Source organism: Stenotrophomonas sp. PS02301 (genome assembly GCF_029959485.1).
GTDB lineage: Bacteria > Pseudomonadota > Gammaproteobacteria > Xanthomonadales > Xanthomonadaceae > Stenotrophomonas > Stenotrophomonas maltophilia_Z.
In genome coordinates this window covers 20,357-36,803 of record NZ_JASCOO010000022.1, presented here as the reverse complement: position 1 = coordinate 36,803, position 16,447 = coordinate 20,357, and the positions used below count along the sequence as shown (strand labels likewise).

At 67.2% G+C, this 16,447-nt stretch carries 13 protein-coding genes; 6 read left to right on the top strand and 7 right to left on the bottom strand.

Annotated features, from left to right (window positions below; translation table 11 throughout):
* Positions 1-41: 41 nt before the first annotated feature.
* The 3 genes from QMX81_RS08285 to QMX81_RS08275 form a co-directional block, all read right to left on the bottom strand.
* Positions 42-1,082 carry a hypothetical protein gene (locus QMX81_RS08285; RefSeq protein WP_282260464.1) on the bottom strand — a complete coding sequence of 347 codons (1,041 nt, stop codon included), beginning with the start codon at positions 1,080-1,082 and terminating at the stop codon, positions 42-44.
* A gap of 116 nt (positions 1,083-1,198) precedes the next feature.
* Entirely contained in the window at positions 1,199-4,369 is a 3,171-nt protein-coding gene (locus tag QMX81_RS08280) for an efflux RND transporter permease subunit (protein WP_282260462.1), read from the bottom strand.
* 4 nt (positions 4,370-4,373) lie between these two features.
* Positions 4,374-5,510, bottom strand: coding sequence for an efflux RND transporter periplasmic adaptor subunit (locus QMX81_RS08275; protein ID WP_121039622.1), 1,137 nt, complete (start codon positions 5,508-5,510; stop codon positions 4,374-4,376).
* A gap of 122 nt (positions 5,511-5,632) precedes the next feature.
* Between QMX81_RS08275 and QMX81_RS08270 the strand changes: the two genes are divergently transcribed.
* From QMX81_RS08270 to mgtE, 5 genes are all read left to right on the top strand, one after another.
* On the top strand, positions 5,633-6,298 hold the full coding sequence (locus QMX81_RS08270) for a TetR/AcrR family transcriptional regulator (RefSeq protein WP_121039625.1): 666 nt from the start codon (positions 5,633-5,635) through the stop codon (positions 6,296-6,298).
* 131 nt (positions 6,299-6,429) lie between these two features.
* A complete protein-coding gene (locus QMX81_RS08265) occupies positions 6,430-7,077 on the top strand; it encodes a protein-L-isoaspartate O-methyltransferase (RefSeq protein WP_019183799.1) in 648 nt (215 codons plus the stop codon).
* 16 nt (positions 7,078-7,093) lie between these two features.
* Positions 7,094-8,458 carry a TolC family outer membrane protein gene (locus tag QMX81_RS08260; protein WP_121039628.1) on the top strand — a complete coding sequence of 455 codons (1,365 nt, stop codon included), beginning with the start codon at positions 7,094-7,096 and terminating at the stop codon, positions 8,456-8,458.
* A 458-nt stretch (positions 8,459-8,916) separates the two neighbouring features.
* On the top strand, positions 8,917-9,585 hold the full coding sequence (locus QMX81_RS08255) for a hypothetical protein (protein ID WP_121039631.1): 669 nt from the start codon (positions 8,917-8,919) through the stop codon (positions 9,583-9,585).
* Positions 9,586-9,754: 169 nt separating this feature from the next.
* Positions 9,755-11,137: a magnesium transporter gene (gene mgtE / locus QMX81_RS08250; protein WP_282260453.1), complete on the top strand. Its 1,383-nt coding sequence runs from the start codon at positions 9,755-9,757 to the stop codon at positions 11,135-11,137.
* A 48-nt stretch (positions 11,138-11,185) separates the two neighbouring features.
* Here mgtE and waaA read toward each other — a convergent pair whose 3' ends face one another.
* Entirely contained in the window at positions 11,186-12,484 is a 1,299-nt protein-coding gene (gene waaA / locus QMX81_RS08245) for a lipid IV(A) 3-deoxy-D-manno-octulosonic acid transferase (protein WP_282260451.1), read from the bottom strand.
* A 95-nt stretch (positions 12,485-12,579) separates the two neighbouring features.
* On the opposite strand from waaA, the gene QMX81_RS08240 reads away from it, so the two are divergent.
* Positions 12,580-13,500, top strand: a complete 921-nt coding sequence (locus QMX81_RS08240; protein WP_121039637.1) for an LpxL/LpxP family Kdo(2)-lipid IV(A) lauroyl/palmitoleoyl acyltransferase — start codon at positions 12,580-12,582, stop codon at positions 13,498-13,500.
* A 72-nt stretch (positions 13,501-13,572) separates the two neighbouring features.
* Here QMX81_RS08240 and QMX81_RS08235 read toward each other — a convergent pair whose 3' ends face one another.
* From QMX81_RS08235 to QMX81_RS08225, 3 genes are read right to left on the bottom strand one after another with little or no spacing between them, the layout of a single operon-like run.
* On the bottom strand, positions 13,573-14,820 hold the full coding sequence (locus tag QMX81_RS08235; protein ID WP_259462118.1) for an O-antigen ligase family protein: 1,248 nt from the start codon (positions 14,818-14,820) through the stop codon (positions 13,573-13,575).
* Between the two features lie 58 nt (positions 14,821-14,878).
* Positions 14,879-15,991: a glycosyltransferase gene (locus QMX81_RS08230; RefSeq protein ID WP_282260447.1), complete on the bottom strand. Its 1,113-nt coding sequence runs from the start codon at positions 15,989-15,991 to the stop codon at positions 14,879-14,881.
* A gap of 15 nt (positions 15,992-16,006) precedes the next feature.
* Positions 16,007-16,204: a zinc-finger domain-containing protein gene (locus tag QMX81_RS08225; protein WP_019183790.1), complete on the bottom strand. Its 198-nt coding sequence runs from the start codon at positions 16,202-16,204 to the stop codon at positions 16,007-16,009.
* Positions 16,205-16,447: the final 243 nt, after the last annotated feature.

Sequence of the window (16,447 nt, the reverse complement as noted above, 5' to 3'; positions counted from 1 at the left end):
TGTTCATCCGCTGCGCCCTGCAGCATTTCCCGCCGCAGCGGTCAGTGCGCCGAGCGGACCTCGCTCGTCATGCACCCAGCCAGCACGGCGCCGCCATCGGTGGATATCACGCTGAATGCCTGCACGCGCGTGTATCCGGACGACGCCTCCCGGGATGCTTTGCGCATCCAATGCCCTTCCGCCTGACGATCCGCTGCGCCCAGGCCAGTGGCATCGAGCACCGCCTTCAGCGGCGCATCGCCCATGTCGGCTGCGAGATAGCCGCCATACGCGAGGACGAGCGACGTCGCAGCCAAGCCCTTCAACGCCACCGGCTGCTCCAGGGTGATGACCATGACCGGCATCTCCTGGCCATCGGCAAGGTACTCATGCTCGGCCACCGCGCGGACATTGTCCGGCCATGCCAGCGGCGACAGTTCAGACACACGCTCCCACAGGTTGGCGATGCGCTGCATGGCAGCGTCGTCAGCCCGACATTCGAGCGCGGCGCCAACATCACTTGCCGTGGCCGTCTCGCGCAATCGCGGTGGAACACGCGCCTCGCGCATCGGACCGGGGTAGTCACATCCCACCCGATAGCCCTCACCATCGCTGCTCACCATGATGGCGCCCGGCGATGACGCATCGCCGGATGCCTCTGGTGGCGACCAGACCTGGAACGGCTCACGCAACGTATTCGACCGGTGCCGAAGTCCGTTCTCGCCAACGATGCGCGCACGCTGCCCTGCATCGATGGGGATCGAGAAGCCCATGTCATCCGCCACCACGCGGTGCGTTGTGATGCCGTGTGCCGTCAACGTCACCGGCATGTCGATGAGGGTCGTCGCGTGCTCCTCGTCACCGCTGCGCGTGAAGCTCCAGCCCTTCAGATGGGCCGGTCGTTCCTGCGGCGTGCCATACCGTGCGCCACGCAACGCGGTCGTCACCGCCTGCATCGTTGCCGGTGAGGCACGGCACTCCAGCAGCTCGACGAGATCGCGCTGGAAACTGGCAGCGGGGTTCGCCTGCGCTGGCAACGCGGAAACCATCACCAGAACGATCGCCGCCGCAGTGGCGAACCGAGAAGAGGAACGTGAAGACATCATGCGCGACCGAAGAAATCCGGTGTGCATTGTGCGCTTGCAGGCACCGCAAAGACGACAGGCATTCGCGTCGCACTGAAAGAATGAAGCCGGCCATCGGCCGGCTTCATCGTCCCTCAGCCTTCGCTGGTCTTGGCCTCGTCCGGCTTCACCCGGAACCACGCCGCATACAGTGCCGGCAGGAACACCAGGGTCAGCACGGTACCGACGATCAGGCCGCCCATGATCGAGATCGCCATCGAACCGTAGAACGCACTGCGCGACAGCGGGATCATCGCCAGCACCGCCGCCAGCGCGGTCAGCACGATCGGGCGGAAGCGGCGCACGGTGGCGTCGATGATCGCGTGCCAGCGGTCATGCCCGGCGTCGATATCCTGCTGGATCTGATCGATCAGGATCACCGAGTTGCGCATGATCATGCCGGCCAGCGCGATCGTCCCCAGCAACGCCACGAAGCCGAACGGCGCGCGGAACAGCAGCAGGAACAGGGTCGCGCCGATGATGCCCAGCGGTGCGGTGACCAGCACCATCGCCGCACGCGAGAAGCTGCGCAGCTGCAGCATCAGCAAGGTGGCCACCACGATCAGGAACAGCGGCATGCCGGCCTTGATCGAATCCTGGCCACGGGTGGAATCCTCCACCGTACCGCCGGTTTCCAGCAGGTAGCCGGACGGCAGCTCGGCACGGATGCCCTCCAGCGTCGGCAGGATCTGCTGCACCACGTCCAGCGGCTGCTTCGCGTCGGCAATGTCGGCGCGCACGGTCACCGTCGGCAGGCGGTTGCGGTGCCAGATGATGCCGTCCTCGAACACGTACTCCAGGCGCGCCACCTGCGACAGCGTCACCGAGGTCCCGCTGGCGGTCGGAATGGCCAGGCTGCCCAGCATGTCCAGCCGCACACGTTCGTTGTCCGGGCCACGCAGCAGCATCTCGATCAGGCGGTTGCCCTCCCGATAGGTGCTCACGCTCATGCCCGACAACGAGGTGCCCAGCAGCTGGCTCACCTGCGCGCTGCTCACACCCAGTGCGCGTGCACGGTCCTGGTCGATCACCAGCCGCACCACTTTGCTCGGCTCGCTCCAATCCAGGTTGACGTTCATCACATGGGGGTTTGCGCGCACCTTGGCTTCCACCTGCCGTGCGATGGCCTGCACCTGCTCGATGTGCTCGCCGGAGATGCGCATCTGCACCGGGTAGCCGACCGGCGGTCCGTTCTCCAGACGGGTCACGCGCATCTGCACGTCCGGGAACTGCGGAATCACGTCCTTGAGCAGCCAGTCGCGGGTCGCCTCACGTGCGGTGGCGTTCTCGGTCAGCACCACGAACTGCGAGAAGTTGGTGGCCGGCAGCTGCTGGTCCAACGGCAGGTAGAAGCGCGGCGAGCCGGTGCCCACGTAGGCCACGTAATTGCTGATGCCTTCGCGGTCCTTGAGCAGCTTTTCCAGCTTGGTCGCCTGCGCCTGGGTGGCCTGCAACGAGGCACCCTCGGCCAGTTCGATGTCCACCATCAGTTCCGGGCGGGTCGAATCCGGGAAGAACTGCTGGGGCACGAAGCGGAAGATCAGCAGCGAGAACACGAACAGCGCGGCCGTGGCGGCGATCACCCACCAGCGCTGGCGCAGGCAGACATCCAGGAAACGGCGGAAGCGCACGTAGAACGGACGCTGATACGGATCATGGTCGTGCGCATGCACCTTCGGCGCGATCCAGCGCGCGAACGCGGGATGGCGGTCGGCCCACTGCAGGCGGCGGGCATGCCAGCGCCCTGCCAGGCTGTCCGGCTTGGGCGGCTGCGGGTTGAACAGGTCCGGCAACATCTTGTCGCCCAGGTACGGGATGAACAACACCGCGGCGATCCACGACACCACCAGCGCGATGGTCACCACCTGGAACAGCGAGCGGGTGTATTCGCCGGTGCTGGAAGCGGCCGTGGCGATCGGCAGGAAGCCGGCCGCGGTGATCAGCGTGCCGGTCAGCATCGGGAACGCGGTCGACTCCCACGCGAAGCTGGCCGCGCGCAGGCGGTCGTAGCCCTGCTCCATCTTGGTGGCCATCATCTCCACCGCGATGATCGCATCGTCCACCAGCAGGCCCAGCGCCAGCACCAGCGCGCCGAGGGAAATCTTGTGCAGGCCGATGCCGAAGTAATGCATGACGAAGAAGGTCATCGCCAGCACCAGCGGAATGGTCACGCCCACCACCAGGCCGGTGCGCAGGCCGAGCGAGAAGAAGCTCACCAGCAGCACGATCACCACCGCTTCAGTGAGCACCTGCACGAACTCGCCGACGGACTCCTCCACCGCATGCGGCTGGTCGGAGACCTTGCGCAGTTGCATGCCGGCCGGCAGCGTTTTCTGCAGGCGTTCGAATTCGGCATCCAGGGTACTGCCCAGCTTGAGGATGTCGCCGCCGTCTTTCATCGCCACGGCGATGCCGATCGCGTCTTCGCCCATGAAGCGCATCTTCGGCGACGCCGGATCGGCAAAACCACGTTTGATCTCGGCAATGTCGCCCAGGTGCACGGTGCGGTCGCCGGCCTGGATCGGGAAGCTGCGGATGTCCTCCACGCTCTTGAACTGGCCGGTGACGCGCAGCTGCACCCGGTCGGTCGGGGTTTCAAAGAAGCTGGTGGCGGCAATGGCATTCTGGTCGGCCAATGCCTGCTGCACCTGCTGCAGCGACACGCCCAGCGTGGCCAGCTTGGTGTTGGACAGCTCGATCCAGACCTTCTCGTCCTGCAGGCCTTCCAGCTCGATCTTGCCGACATCCGGCACGCGCTGCAGTTCCAGCTGGATGCGGTCGGCGTAATCGCGCATCACCGCGTAGTCGAAGCCTTGGCCGGTCAAGGCGTAGATGTTGCCGAAGGTATCGCCGAACTCGTCGTTGAAGAACGGGCCGACGATTTCGCGCGGCAGGGTCGGCTTGATGTCGCCCACGCGCTTGCGCACCTGGTACCACAGGTCGGGAATCGCCTTGGAACGCAGGCTGTCGCGCGCCACGAAGATCACCTGCGATTCGCCCGGGCGCGAGTAGGAGCGGATGAACTCGTACTGCCCGGTGTTCAGCAGTGCCTTCTCGATCGGCTCGGTGACCTGGCGTGAGACCTGTTCGGCGGTCGCGCCGGGCCAGTTCGTGCGTACCACCATCACTTTGAAGGTGAACGGTGGATCCTCGGACTGGCCCAGGTGCTTGTACGACCACGCGCCGATGATCGCGAAGGCCAGCATCGCAAACAGCACCAGTGGCCGGTTGCCCAGCGCCCATTCGGAGAGGTTGAAGCGGCGCACGGGATCAGTTCCCCTTGCCGGTGGCAGGCGCGGCAGGCTTGGCCGCCGGTGCCAGCACCGGGCGGTTCTGGCGGTCCACCGCGGTCACCGGCTGGCCCTCGCGCAGCAGATGGCCGCCGGCGGCAACCACCCAGTCGTTCGCGTTCACCCCGCTCAGCACCGGAACGGATTCAACGCCATACGCACCGACCGCCACCGGCGTGGCTTTCAACGTGCGCTTGGCCGGATCGACCACCCACACGCTGCTGCGCCCATCGGCACCGCGCTGCACCGCCGCCAGCGGCAACTGCAGGGTGCCCTGGCGCCCGGCCGCGGCGAACACGCGCGCGCTCTGGCCCAGCTCGACCTCGGTCAGCGCTTCCGGTGCCAGGCTGACGCGGGTGGCATAGGTACGCCCCTGCGCATCGGCAGCCGGGGCGATCTCACGGATCGTGCCGGCCAACAGCTGGCCCGGGCGGTTCCACAGTTCCACCTGTACCGGCTGGCCCACCTGGTAATCGCGGATGGTGCTTTCCGGCAGGGCGATCACGACTTCGCGGCCGCCATCCGCAGCCAGGGTGAACACGGTCTGCCCGGCACTGACCACCTGCCCGGCTTCGGCCTGGCGGCTGGCGATCACGCCGTCGGCCGGCGCGCGCAACTGGGCGTACTCGGCCTGGTTGCGGGCCACGGCCAGATTGGCGCGGGCGGCATTGGCCTGGCCCTGCGCGGCCTTGAACGCGGCGGTCTGGCTGTCGAGTGCGGACTGGCTGACCAGTTGCTGCTCGGCCAGCGTGGCGTAGCGCTTCTGGTCATCACGGGCGCGGATCAGATCGGCTTCGGCAGCGGCCAGCTGGGCCTGCGAGGCGCTGGCCTGGGAGGCGTAGTCGGCAGCATCCAGCTCGGCCAGCAGTTGGCCCTTGCGCACGCGCTGGCCGGCATCGACATGCCGCTTGATCAGGTTGCCCCCGACGCGGAACGACAGCGGGCTTTCCTCGCGGGCGCGGATCTCACCGGGATAGGCAGCCACTTCCTGGCCGGTCACGGTGCCCGGGTGGACCACCAGCACCGGAATCGGCGCAACCGGCTCGGCGTCCTGCTTGCCACATGCTGCCAGCGCGATCGCCAGCAACCCACCACCCATCCATCGCATGTTTTTCATGAGGTCCTGGACCTGAAAAGTAACCCGGAAAAAGCCGCTGGAAACGCTCTGTTCCAGCCGCCTCAATATTGAACCAGCCGGTATAGTATAAATATCGAACCGATTGGTCTAGTATTGATTGGATGACTGATCCGACCTCCTCCACATCGCCTTCCAAGCCGGCCGCCAAGGCCGCCGGGCCGGGGCGCCCGAAGGATCTGGGAAAGCGCGCGGCCATTCTGGAAGCCGCCAAATCGCTGTTCGTCGACCAGGGCTACAACGGGGTGAGCATGGACAGCATCGCCGCCCAGGCTGGCGTATCAAAGCTGACCGTTTACAGCCATTTCGGCGATAAAGAGACCCTTTTCACCGAAGCTGTGCAGTCCAAATGTGTCGAGATGCTGCCCGACGAGCTGTTCGTCACCGACATCGAGGGCCCACTGCGCGATCAGCTGATGGGCATCGGCCACGCCTTCTTCAGCCTGATCACCTCCGATGCGGCCGTCGCCGTGCAGCGGGTGATGATGTCGCCCGATACCGATGACCGCATCCGCGAAATGTTCTGGCTGGCCGGCCCGCAGCGGACCACCGATGCACTGGGGGACTTCCTGCGTGCCCGGGCCGCCCGTGGCGAACTGGAGATCACCGACTTCCAGACCGCCGCCCTCCAGTTCCTGACCTTGATCAAGGGCGAGCTGCATACGCATATGATGTGCGGGTTGCGGCCGGCCCCGGCCGAGTGCGATGCCGACGCCCACGTATGCGCCAGCGTCGACTTTTTCCTGCGGGCGTATGCCCGGCGGCACTAAACTGAATGGACCGGAGGTCGCGGTGACTTCCGGCACTGCGACCCCGGCGCGACGGCAGCGATGCTTTCAGCGCGCCGCCGGCTCCCGGCACCGGTAAAATGGCCGGCCCACTGCGCTGGATATAGAACCTCATGACGATCGATTACTCCCACGCCCGCGAACTGATGGTTGAACAGCAGATCCGCCCCTGGGATGTGCTGGAAATCCGCGTGCTCGATGTACTGGCACGCTTGCCGCGGGAGGCGTTCGTCGCTGAATCGCACCGGGCTCTGGCTTACGCTGATATCGAGCTGCCGCTGGGCAACGGCCAGAAGATGATGAAGCCGGTCATCGAAGGCCGCACGCTGCAGGCGCTGGATCTGCAGCCGGGCGATGAAGTGCTGGAAATCGGCACCGGCAGCGGCTACCTGAGCGCCTGCATGGGCGAACTGGCCCGCGAAGTGCTGAGCCTGGAAATCGATGCCGAGCTGGCCACCACCGCGCGCGCGCGTCTGGACGCTGCCGGCCTGGGCAACAACGTCCGTATCGAAACCGCCGACGCCCTGAGCTGGGACACCGAGCGCCGCTTCGATGCGATCTGCGTCACCGGCGCGGTGGATGTCATTCCGTCACGTTTCGCCCAGTGGCTGCGTCCCGGCGGTCGACTGTTCGTGATCCGTGGCCGGTCGCCGGTCATGGAAGCGGTGCTGGTCAAGGCGGACGGCACCACTGAATCGCTGTTCGAAACCGATATCGATTACCTGCGCGGTGCCGCCCCGGCACCCCAGTTCCAACTCTGAGTCCAAGGAAGCCGCAATGATCCGCCGATCCCTCGCCTTTGCGCTGGCCGCCGCCCTGCTGCCGATGACCGCCTCTGCCGCCGACCTGCTGCAGGTCTACGAAATGGCGCGCAACGGCGATCCGCAGCTGTCGGCTGCCGAGTCGACCCGTCTGTACGACAAGGAAGGCGCTGTGCAGGCACGTGCCGCCCTGCTGCCGCAGCTCAACGGCGAGGCCTCGCTCAACCGCAGCCGCACCAACCCGAACCATGATCTGACCTCCAGCTCGTTCACCACCAAGAGCCGGAACTACACGATCAACGGCAGCCAGACCGTCTTCAACTTCACCCAGTTCGCCAATCTGCGGTCGCAGCGCGAGCTGAGCCGTGCAGCGGATTTCACCCTGGATTCGGCCAACGACGACCTGATCGTGCGCACCTCGGCGGCGTACTTCAACGTGCTGGTGGGCATTGAATCGCTGTCGGCCGCGCAGACCAACGAAGCCGCTGCCAAGAAGCAGTTCGACTTCGCCGACAAGCGCCTGGAAGTGGGCCTGGCCCCGATCACCGACGTGCACGAAGCCCGCGCCCAGTACGACCAGGCGCGCGCCAACACGATCATCGCGCAGAACACGCTGGCCGACGCCTACCAGGCGCTGACCGAACTGACCGGCCAGCCGGTCACCGACCTGCGCGCTCTGCCGGCCGATTTCCGTCCGGAGCTGCCGGCCAAGTACGCCACCATCGATACGCTGGTGAACGAGGCTGTTGCGCAGAACCCGGCGCTGAAGGCGCAGGAACTGAAGGTCAACGCTGCTGAATCCGGCGTCTCGGCCGCCCGCGGCGCGCACTACCCGACCCTGTCGCTGGGTGCCACCGCCGGCAAGTCGGCCAGCTGGGGTGATGTCGTCGGCGACGGCGGCAGCAGCTTCAGCCCGGACCGCCGCACCAACAGCGTCGGCCTGACCCTGAACGTGCCGATCTTCTCCGGCGGCGCCACCCAGTCCGGCGTGCGCCAGGCCCTGGCCCAGCGTGACATCGCCCAGGACGGCTACGAGCAGCAGAAGCGCGCCCTGGACCGCAACACGCGCAATGCCTACCAGACCCTGGTGGCCGGCATCAGCGAAGTGGAAGCGCGTCGCCTGGCCGTCGTGTCGGCACAGAGCGCCTATGACGCCTCGCAGGTCGGTCTGGAAGTCGGTACGCGTACCGTGCTGGACGTGATCCAGAACCAGCGCATCCTGTTCTCCGCGCAGCTGGACTACGCCAACGCCCGCTACACCTTCCTGCAGAACCGCCTGCAGCTGGGCCAGGCGGTCGGCACGCTGGACATCGCCGAACTGCAGGACATCAACCGCCTGCTCACCCAGAAGGCGGCCACGCCGAGCACCACCGTCAACTGATCGACGGCGCAGCGCGTGACAGAAAACCACCCGCATGCGGGTGGTTTTTTTATGCGCGCAGGTTGTTGATTCCGACACATCGTGGGCGTCACACACGCGATCACTGCCGCGGCGATTTCATCGCGTAATGCCTACCCGCGCACAGTCTCCACCGTGAACCGGTCCACAGTCCGGCACGTCGCATGGAAAATGGCTTGACCCCTCGGCATGGGCCGACTAAGGTCCGCCCCGCACCACCTTCCCTTTCCCTCCAGAGGCCCCCTCCTTGGACAGTCATAGTCGATCTCGTTGCTGCTCCTGAGCCGACGGACCCACTGACCCCAAGGTCGGTTCCGTCCGCACAGGACGGGGCCCACCGGCGCAGCTGACACGCTCGCCCGCCTCGCATCATCCGTATCGCCGTTCCACCGACCCCAAGAAGGGTGCCGCTGGCGTTTCCGTTTGCCTGGAGATTGCCCATGCACGTTTCCCGTGTGTTCGCCCTGCCGCTCGTGGCCGTGGCGATGCTTCCGTTCGACACCCGCGCCGCCGCCAGCCTGATGGTGGATGACGCCTCGATCACCGATGCCGGTCGCTGCCAGCTGGAAAGCTGGGGCCGGCATACCGATGCCGGCAACGAATGGACGGCCGTGCCGGCCTGCACCATCGCCGGGACCGAGTGGTCGCTCGGCGTCAGCCATCAACGTGCCACTGCCGCCACGCAGTGGGCCGTGGGCGCCAAGCGCGTGCTGCGTGATCTCGATCAGCGACGCTGGGGGGTGGCGGTCAGTGCGGGCGTAGGCAGCGACTGGCACCGCCCGCGCGCCAACGATTGGAACCTCAATGCCCCCCTGACCGTGGCGCTCGGTGCCTCTGATCGCACGCTGCTGCACCTCAACCTGGGCTGGGCACGCACGGCAGGGGCACGGGGCCGCACCGATGGCGTCGGCCTGGAAATCGTGGCCGCACCGCACTGGTCACTCCTGGCCGAAACCGCCCGCGATGCAACGCGCCAGCGCAGCAGTCAGTTCGGCGTGCGCCACGAACTCTGGCGCGGCGCCAGCGTGGATCTGCTGGCCGGCCGCATGCATCACCAGCGCGATGGTCGATGGCTGACGCTCGGCTTCAATCTCGCGGCCGCACCGTAGTGCCGTGCGTGCCGGCTGACGGCAACGATTGACCTCACCCGCCGCCTGCACGCTGCACGCGGCCCACGCCCTGTACCTGCCGCGCCGGACGCAATCCGGTGCGCTGGATGCCTGTACCTCATCACCGCGCGTTGCTCCGCCACGCGCCGCTTTCTGCTGGAGAACCACCATGAACCGCGAAGACCTCCTGTTCTCGATCCGCACCCTCTCGCTCTCCCTCGACGCGGCCGGCTTTGTCAGCATCGCCGCCACCACGCATCCGTCCGACCTCGTCGATGCGCTCGACGCGCTGAGCGTGGACAAGACACTCCCGTTGCTGATGATGCTCGACCCGCAGGCACGCGCCGAGCTGTTCGCGCACTTCACCGAGATACGCCAGGATCAGCTGCTGGCGGCGATGCCGCGCGAGGCGGTGGTGCAGCTGTTCGAACACATGCCCTCGGATGACCGCGCCGATCTGTACAACCGGCTCGGCGATGACGCCAAGCAGAAACTGCTGCCGGCACTGACCAAGGTCGAGCGCGACGACATCCTCAAGATGGCGTCCTATCCGGAGGGCACGGTCGGCTCGGCGACGACGTCCGATTATGTCTGGGTGTCACCGGAGATGACCGTGGCCCAGGCGCTGGCACATATCCGCGCCACTGCGCTGCACAGCGAGACGGTGAACATCCTGTTCGTGCTCGACCACACGCTGCGGCTGCGCGGCACGGTGGCCCTGCGTGATCTGGTGTTGGCCAACGAGAACCGCACGGTCGCCTCGATCATGCGTGAGCAGCCGGTCGCCGCGAAGGCGCACTGGCCCAGGCTGCAGGCCGCCGAACTGATCCGTCGCTACGACCTGCTCGCGCTGCCGGTGACCAATGGCGGGGATCGCATGATCGGCATCGTCACCGTGGACGATGCGATGGATATCGAGAAGGAGCAGGATGCCTCGCAGCTGGCACGCTTTGGCGGCACGGTCAGCGGAAACGGGAACGATCTTGATGTGCGCAGCACGCCGCTGAAGCAGATGTTCCGGGTGCGTGTGTTCTGGCTGGCGATCCTGACCTGCTTCGGCATCGTCACCAGTACGTTTGTCGCCGCGCAGGAGGAGCTGCTGTCGCAGGTGATCGTGCTGGCCGCCTTCATCGCCCCGATCGTGGACATGGGCGGCAACACCGGCAGCCAGTCGGCCACGCTGGTGATCCGCAGCATGGCGCTGGGCGAGCTGAAACTGAGCTGGCGCGATGTGGGGTTCGTGATCCAGCGCGAACTGCCGGTGGCCGCGGCGCTGGGCATCAGCATCGCCGTGCTGGAGGCGATCCTGGCTTACTTCAGCAAGGGTGTGGGCATGGACGTGCTGCTGGTGGTGGGCTCGAGCATGCTGGTGTGCACCGCGCTCGGCGGCATCATCGGCGCGTTGCTGCCGTTCGCCGCACGCCGCATCGGGGCGGATCCGGCCACCCTGTCGGCCCCGATGATCACCTCGGTCATGGATCTGATCGGCGTGTTCATCTACTTCGGGTTTGCGTACGCCTTCCTGGGCGATCTGCTGGTCGCTGCGGGCTGATGGATCGGCAGGCCTGGTCGCCGCGCGTGGCGGCCAGGCGGGCCGCGATCACGCCACCGGCGGCGGCAACTGCGGGGCGATCAGGGCCACGGTGCGCTTCAGCGCGCCACGGCCGTTGCTCACCAGCGCACACCCCGCGCGGGCCATGTCTTCGCGTGCCTGCGGATCGCGCAACAGGGTCAGCAGTGCATCGCCGACCCCGCTGGCATCCTCGGCGATCACCACCGCACCGGCTTCGCGCATGCGCCGGGAAATCTCGGCGAAGTTGTGCAGGTGCGGGCCGGTGACAGCGGCCGTGCCCATCGCCGCCGGCTCCAGCAGGTTGTGCCCGCCGATGGCCTGCAGGCTGCCCCCGACGAAGGCCACCTGCGCGCAGCCGTAGAACGACATCAGCTCGCCGAGCGTGTCGATGACGAAGACATCCGTATCGGCCTGCGGCCACTGCTGCTGGCGGCGTGTGGCGACCTTCCAGCCCTGCTCGCGGGCCAGTGCTTCCACCCGCGGGAACCGCTCGGGATGCCGCGGCGCCCACAACAGCAGCACCCCCGGCATCGCCTCGCGCAGGCGGCGATGCAGATCGAGGGTGGCCTGCTCTTCGCCCTCGTGCGTGCTGGCGGCGATCCAGACCGGGCGCGTGGCGGGCACCAGAGCATGGAAGCGCGCGATGAAGTCCTGCACGTTCGGGGTGGCGATATCGAATTTCAGGTTTCCCAGCGGCTGCACCTGGTCCGGGCGCGCCCCGAGCTGGATGAAGCGCTCGGCATCATCGTCCGACTGTGCGGCCACGCAGGTCACGGTGCGCAGTGCGCGGCCGATCAGCGGCCGCAGCAGCCGATAGCCGCGCAGTGAGCGCGCCGACAGCCGGGCATTGAGAATGTAGACCGGGATCCGGCGGTCGCGGCAGCCGAACAGCAGGTTCGGCCACAGCTCGGTTTCCAGGATCAGCGCCAGGCTGGGCTTGAAGTGCCCCAGGAAGCGGCCGACGCTGCCCGGCACGTCGTAGGGCAGGTACACGTGGTCGACCGCATCCCCCCACAGCGCGCGGACCCGTTCGGAGCCGGTCGGGGTAATGGTGGTGATCACCCAGCGGATGTCCGGGCGCAGCGCGCGCAGGGCATTCACCAGTGGCGCGGCAGCATTCACCTCGCCCACCGAGACCGCGTGCAGCCAGACCCGCGGCTGGCCGCTGGAGTGCGGATAGGAGGCATAGCGCTCATCCCAGCGCTGGAAGTACTCGCGCACCCGGAAGCCCCGCCAGACCAGGTGGTACACGGTGATCGGCAACAGCAGGTACAGCACGGCCGAGTACAGGCCGCGCAGGATCCATTCGACAGGGCTTTTACGCATGCGCAAAGGATACGGGAGCGGCGCGGGGAAGACACGCCGCGCCGCCGTGATGGCCGCGCCGGGACGCATCCGGGCGCATCCATTAGAATCGAGGCATGTCCGATAACGCTTCCACCGCCACCCGGCCGTCCCTGCGCAATCCGCGCCACTGGCCGACCTTCGCCTTCATGTTGGTCGCCTTCGCGATCGCCCGCCTGCCGTGGATGCTGCAGCGCGCGCTCGGGCGCGGCGTCGGCACGGTCGCCTACCGGCTGGCCAGCAGCCGCCGGCGCGCCGCCGAGGTCAACCTGAAGCTGTGCTTCCCGGAGAAGGACGACGCCTGGCGCCAACGCCTGCTGCGCGACAGCTTCGACGCGTTGGGCGTCGGTATTTTCGAATTCGCGCGGGCCTGGTGGGGCAGCATCGACAGCATCCGCCCGCAGGTGCAGATCGAAGGGCTGGAACACCTGCACCGCATGCAGGCCCAAGGCCGCGGTGTGCTGCTGGTCTCCGGCCACTTCATGACGCTGGAGATGTGCGGCCGCCTGCTGTGCGACCACGTGGAGCTGTCCGGCATGTACCGCAAGCACCGCAACCCGGTCTACGAGTGGGCGGTGAAGTTCGGCCGCCTGCGCTACGCCAAGGCGATGTACGCCAACGAAGACATCCGTGCCACGGTGCGGCACCTGAAGAAGGGGGGCTTCCTCTGGTATGCACCCGACCAGGACATGCGCGGCAAGGACACGGTGTTCGTGCCGTTCTTCGGCCATACCGCCTCGACCATCACCGCCACGCACCAGCTGGCGCGGATGACCGGCTGTGCGGTGATCCCGTATTTCCACCGTCGCGAAGGCGGCAAGTATTTTTTGAAGATCGGCGCACCGCTGGAGAATTTCCCCAGCGAGGATGTCGAGGCCGATACCGCCCGCGTCAATCAGGCCATCGAGGCCATGGTGCGCGAGGCGCCGGACCAGTACCTGTGGATCCACCGTCGGTTCAAGCGCCAGCCCGGTGGCCGGAGCGATTACTACCAGTGATGGATGACGCGGATGCCTCCGGGCATCTCAGCAGGCGGCGTGGATCTACCTGCTTGACGGGCCCCTGCGACGCTACTGGGCCTCATCCTTCGCCAACAGACTGCCCGCATACAGCGCGGCCAGCAGCAGCGTGAGGCCGCCCCAGAAGGTCGAATAGAACGCCAGGTGGGTGTTGAGCGGGAACACCGTCACCGCCAGCGCGAGCATCGCCGGGCGCGCGCGCTCACGCGCCTCGGGAGGTGCAAAACGCCACGCGCGCCACGCCTGGGCCACGGCCGCCAACCACAGCAGCAGGCCGAGGATGCCCGTTTCGGCGAGGATCTCGAGCACGATCTGGTGCGCGTGCAGGGCCGGGCCGGCGCCCCACACTTCCCGGGCGGCCGGGTCCGGATTGCACGCGGGGTAAGCGTCGCGGAAACCACGCGCACCGACGCCGTTGATCGGATGCTCCTCGATCATGCAGGTTGCTGCGGCCCATATCTGGGCCCGGCCGGACAATGCCTGATTGACGCCGTCGTTCTCGCCTTCCCACGCCATTGCGGTACGCGCGATGCGGTCCCCCACCTGCGGCACGGTCACCGCCAGTGCCACCGCCGCCACCGCGCCGACCGCAACGCAGGCCAGCAGCCCGCGCACACCGATCAGCCGCCAACCGGAGAACACCAGCACCAGTGCATAGGTCAGCCACGCCGCGCGCGAACCGGCCAGGACCAGCACGACACCCACCGCGGCGGCCACCAGTGACCAGCCGAGAATGCCGGCACGCCGTGCGGCGGCGAACAGCAGGAACGGTGACAGGCTGGCCAGCACCTGGCCGAACTTGAGGTTGCACGGGCCGAGCACGCCGCTGAGGCGATCCACCGCCGCCATCTCCTGCGGTGAGCACAGCCCGTGACCGCTGACCGCCCACTTGAGCTGGTCCATCGACCAGAACAGCGGGCTGCTGCCGATGATCGCCTGCGCCAATGCATCCACGGTCCACAGGCCGGTGATCAGCGCCAGCCCGCCCAGCGTCAACGCGCGCCGCTGCGGGGTGGCCACGGCAATGGCCACCAGCCACATGAACGGCAGATAGCGCAGGCCGGCAGCCGCCTTGCGCCACGCGGTGCCGGGGTCGATCGCATCGAAGGCGGAAAACGCCTGCGGCAGCCAGTAGCCCAGGAACAGGATGCTGGTCAGTGCCCACGCAGGGCTGCTGAGCAGACGCTGTTTACCCTGCAGGCGCAGTTGCACCATGCGCACCGCCGCGTACAGCGCACCCAGCACCAGCACGCCCTCGGCGATCCCGGGCAGCGGCCACAAGGCGACGAACGCAATCACCCACCACGGCGCCCAGCGGCCCGCGCGGGAGCCCGGTGAACCGGGAAGGACGGTGGGCTCAACCGATGAGGGAGGTATAGAGCTGGAGCGTGTCACGCTGCATGGCCTGCAAGGTAAACGGGATACGCGTCGGCAGTGAGGGCGGCTGCAGCAACAACTGCTGCGCGCGCGCCAGCAGTGCATCGGCGTCGCCCAAGGGTACCGCGCCGGAGGGTTGCAGCTGAGTCAACAACTCGCCGACGCCACCATGGTTCCAACCGAGCACCGGCCGGCCCACCGACAACGCTTCGACCACAGTGCGGCCAAACGCTTCGGCCTTGTCCGAGAGCTGCAGCACCAGATCGCTGGCCGCATAGGCCTGCGCGATGCGCGAGGTCGGCGCGGTCATCAGCACCGCATCGAAGACGCCAAGGCTGCGCGCCTGCGCCTCCAGTTCGGCGACATAGGATTCGCGACCGGGCTCGCGCGTGCCTGGCATCCACAGCGTGGCCGGCACACCGGCGGCGTGCAGCCCGGCCAGCAGGCTCAACGCATGGCGATGCCCTTTCAGGCGGGTGCCACGGCCCGGCAGCAGCAGCAACGGTGCCTCGCCGGCCAGCGCGGGATGCTGCTCGGCCACGGCCAGGCGCGCACGCCGATCCTGCCGGCCCACGCGCGGGAACTGCGCGACATCGACACCACGGGGTATCACCTGCAGGCGCTCGGCCGGCACGCTGGGGTAGTGCGTGCGCACGAACTCACGCACGCTGTTGGACACGCAGATCACGCGCTCGCCGCTGGTCATCACCGCGCTGTAGCGGCCCGGCGAGTTGAGCCCGTGCACGGTGGTGACCCAGTGCGGGCGGGTGGCCGCCGGCAGGTTGCGCACGGCGTACAGGCCCAGCCAGGCCGGCAACCGCGAACGCGCGTGCACGATATCCGCGCCCACCTCGTTGAACAGGTTACGCAGGGTCAGCACGTGGCGCAGCGTCAGCAGCGACTTGCGGCCGATGTCCAGGGTCAGGTGTTCGGCGCCACTGGCGAGCAACGGCTCGACCAGGCGCCCACCGGCGGACACGACGATGGCCCGGTGGCCGGCGGCAACCAGGGCGGAGGCAATCTCAAGGGTGGAGCGTTCGACCCCGCCGGAGTGCAGCGCCGGCAGCAGCTGCACCACGGTCAGTCGGCGCACAGTGTGGTCCGCGGATCAGTCGGCGAGCACGAACACGGCGCCGCAGTACGGGCACGCAGCCTCGCAGTTGGGCTCGTCTTCGATCGGCAGGTACACGCGCGGGTGCGAGTTCCACAGCGCCATTTCCGGCGTCGGGCAGCTCAGCGGCAGATCGCTGCGGTGCACGGTGTAACGCTTCTCGGCATTGGCGGGCGCGGTGGCGGTATGGCTCATGGCGTGGACACACAAAGGGGGTTGCGAGACCGCCGATTCTAGCATCTGGCGGCCGCCGAAGGCCGCTGGAGCGGAGGGCGCCAGGTTGAAGCGCTGGCCATCTGCGGGGGAGAACCACCGGACCTTTTAAATCGATCCAAATCCATTGTCAATATTTCGAAATGAAACGAATTTGCCGTATTTGGATCGAACTAATTGCACTTGTCACAGCCAGTTGTCGTGATGCAGGATCAGCGGGTACCG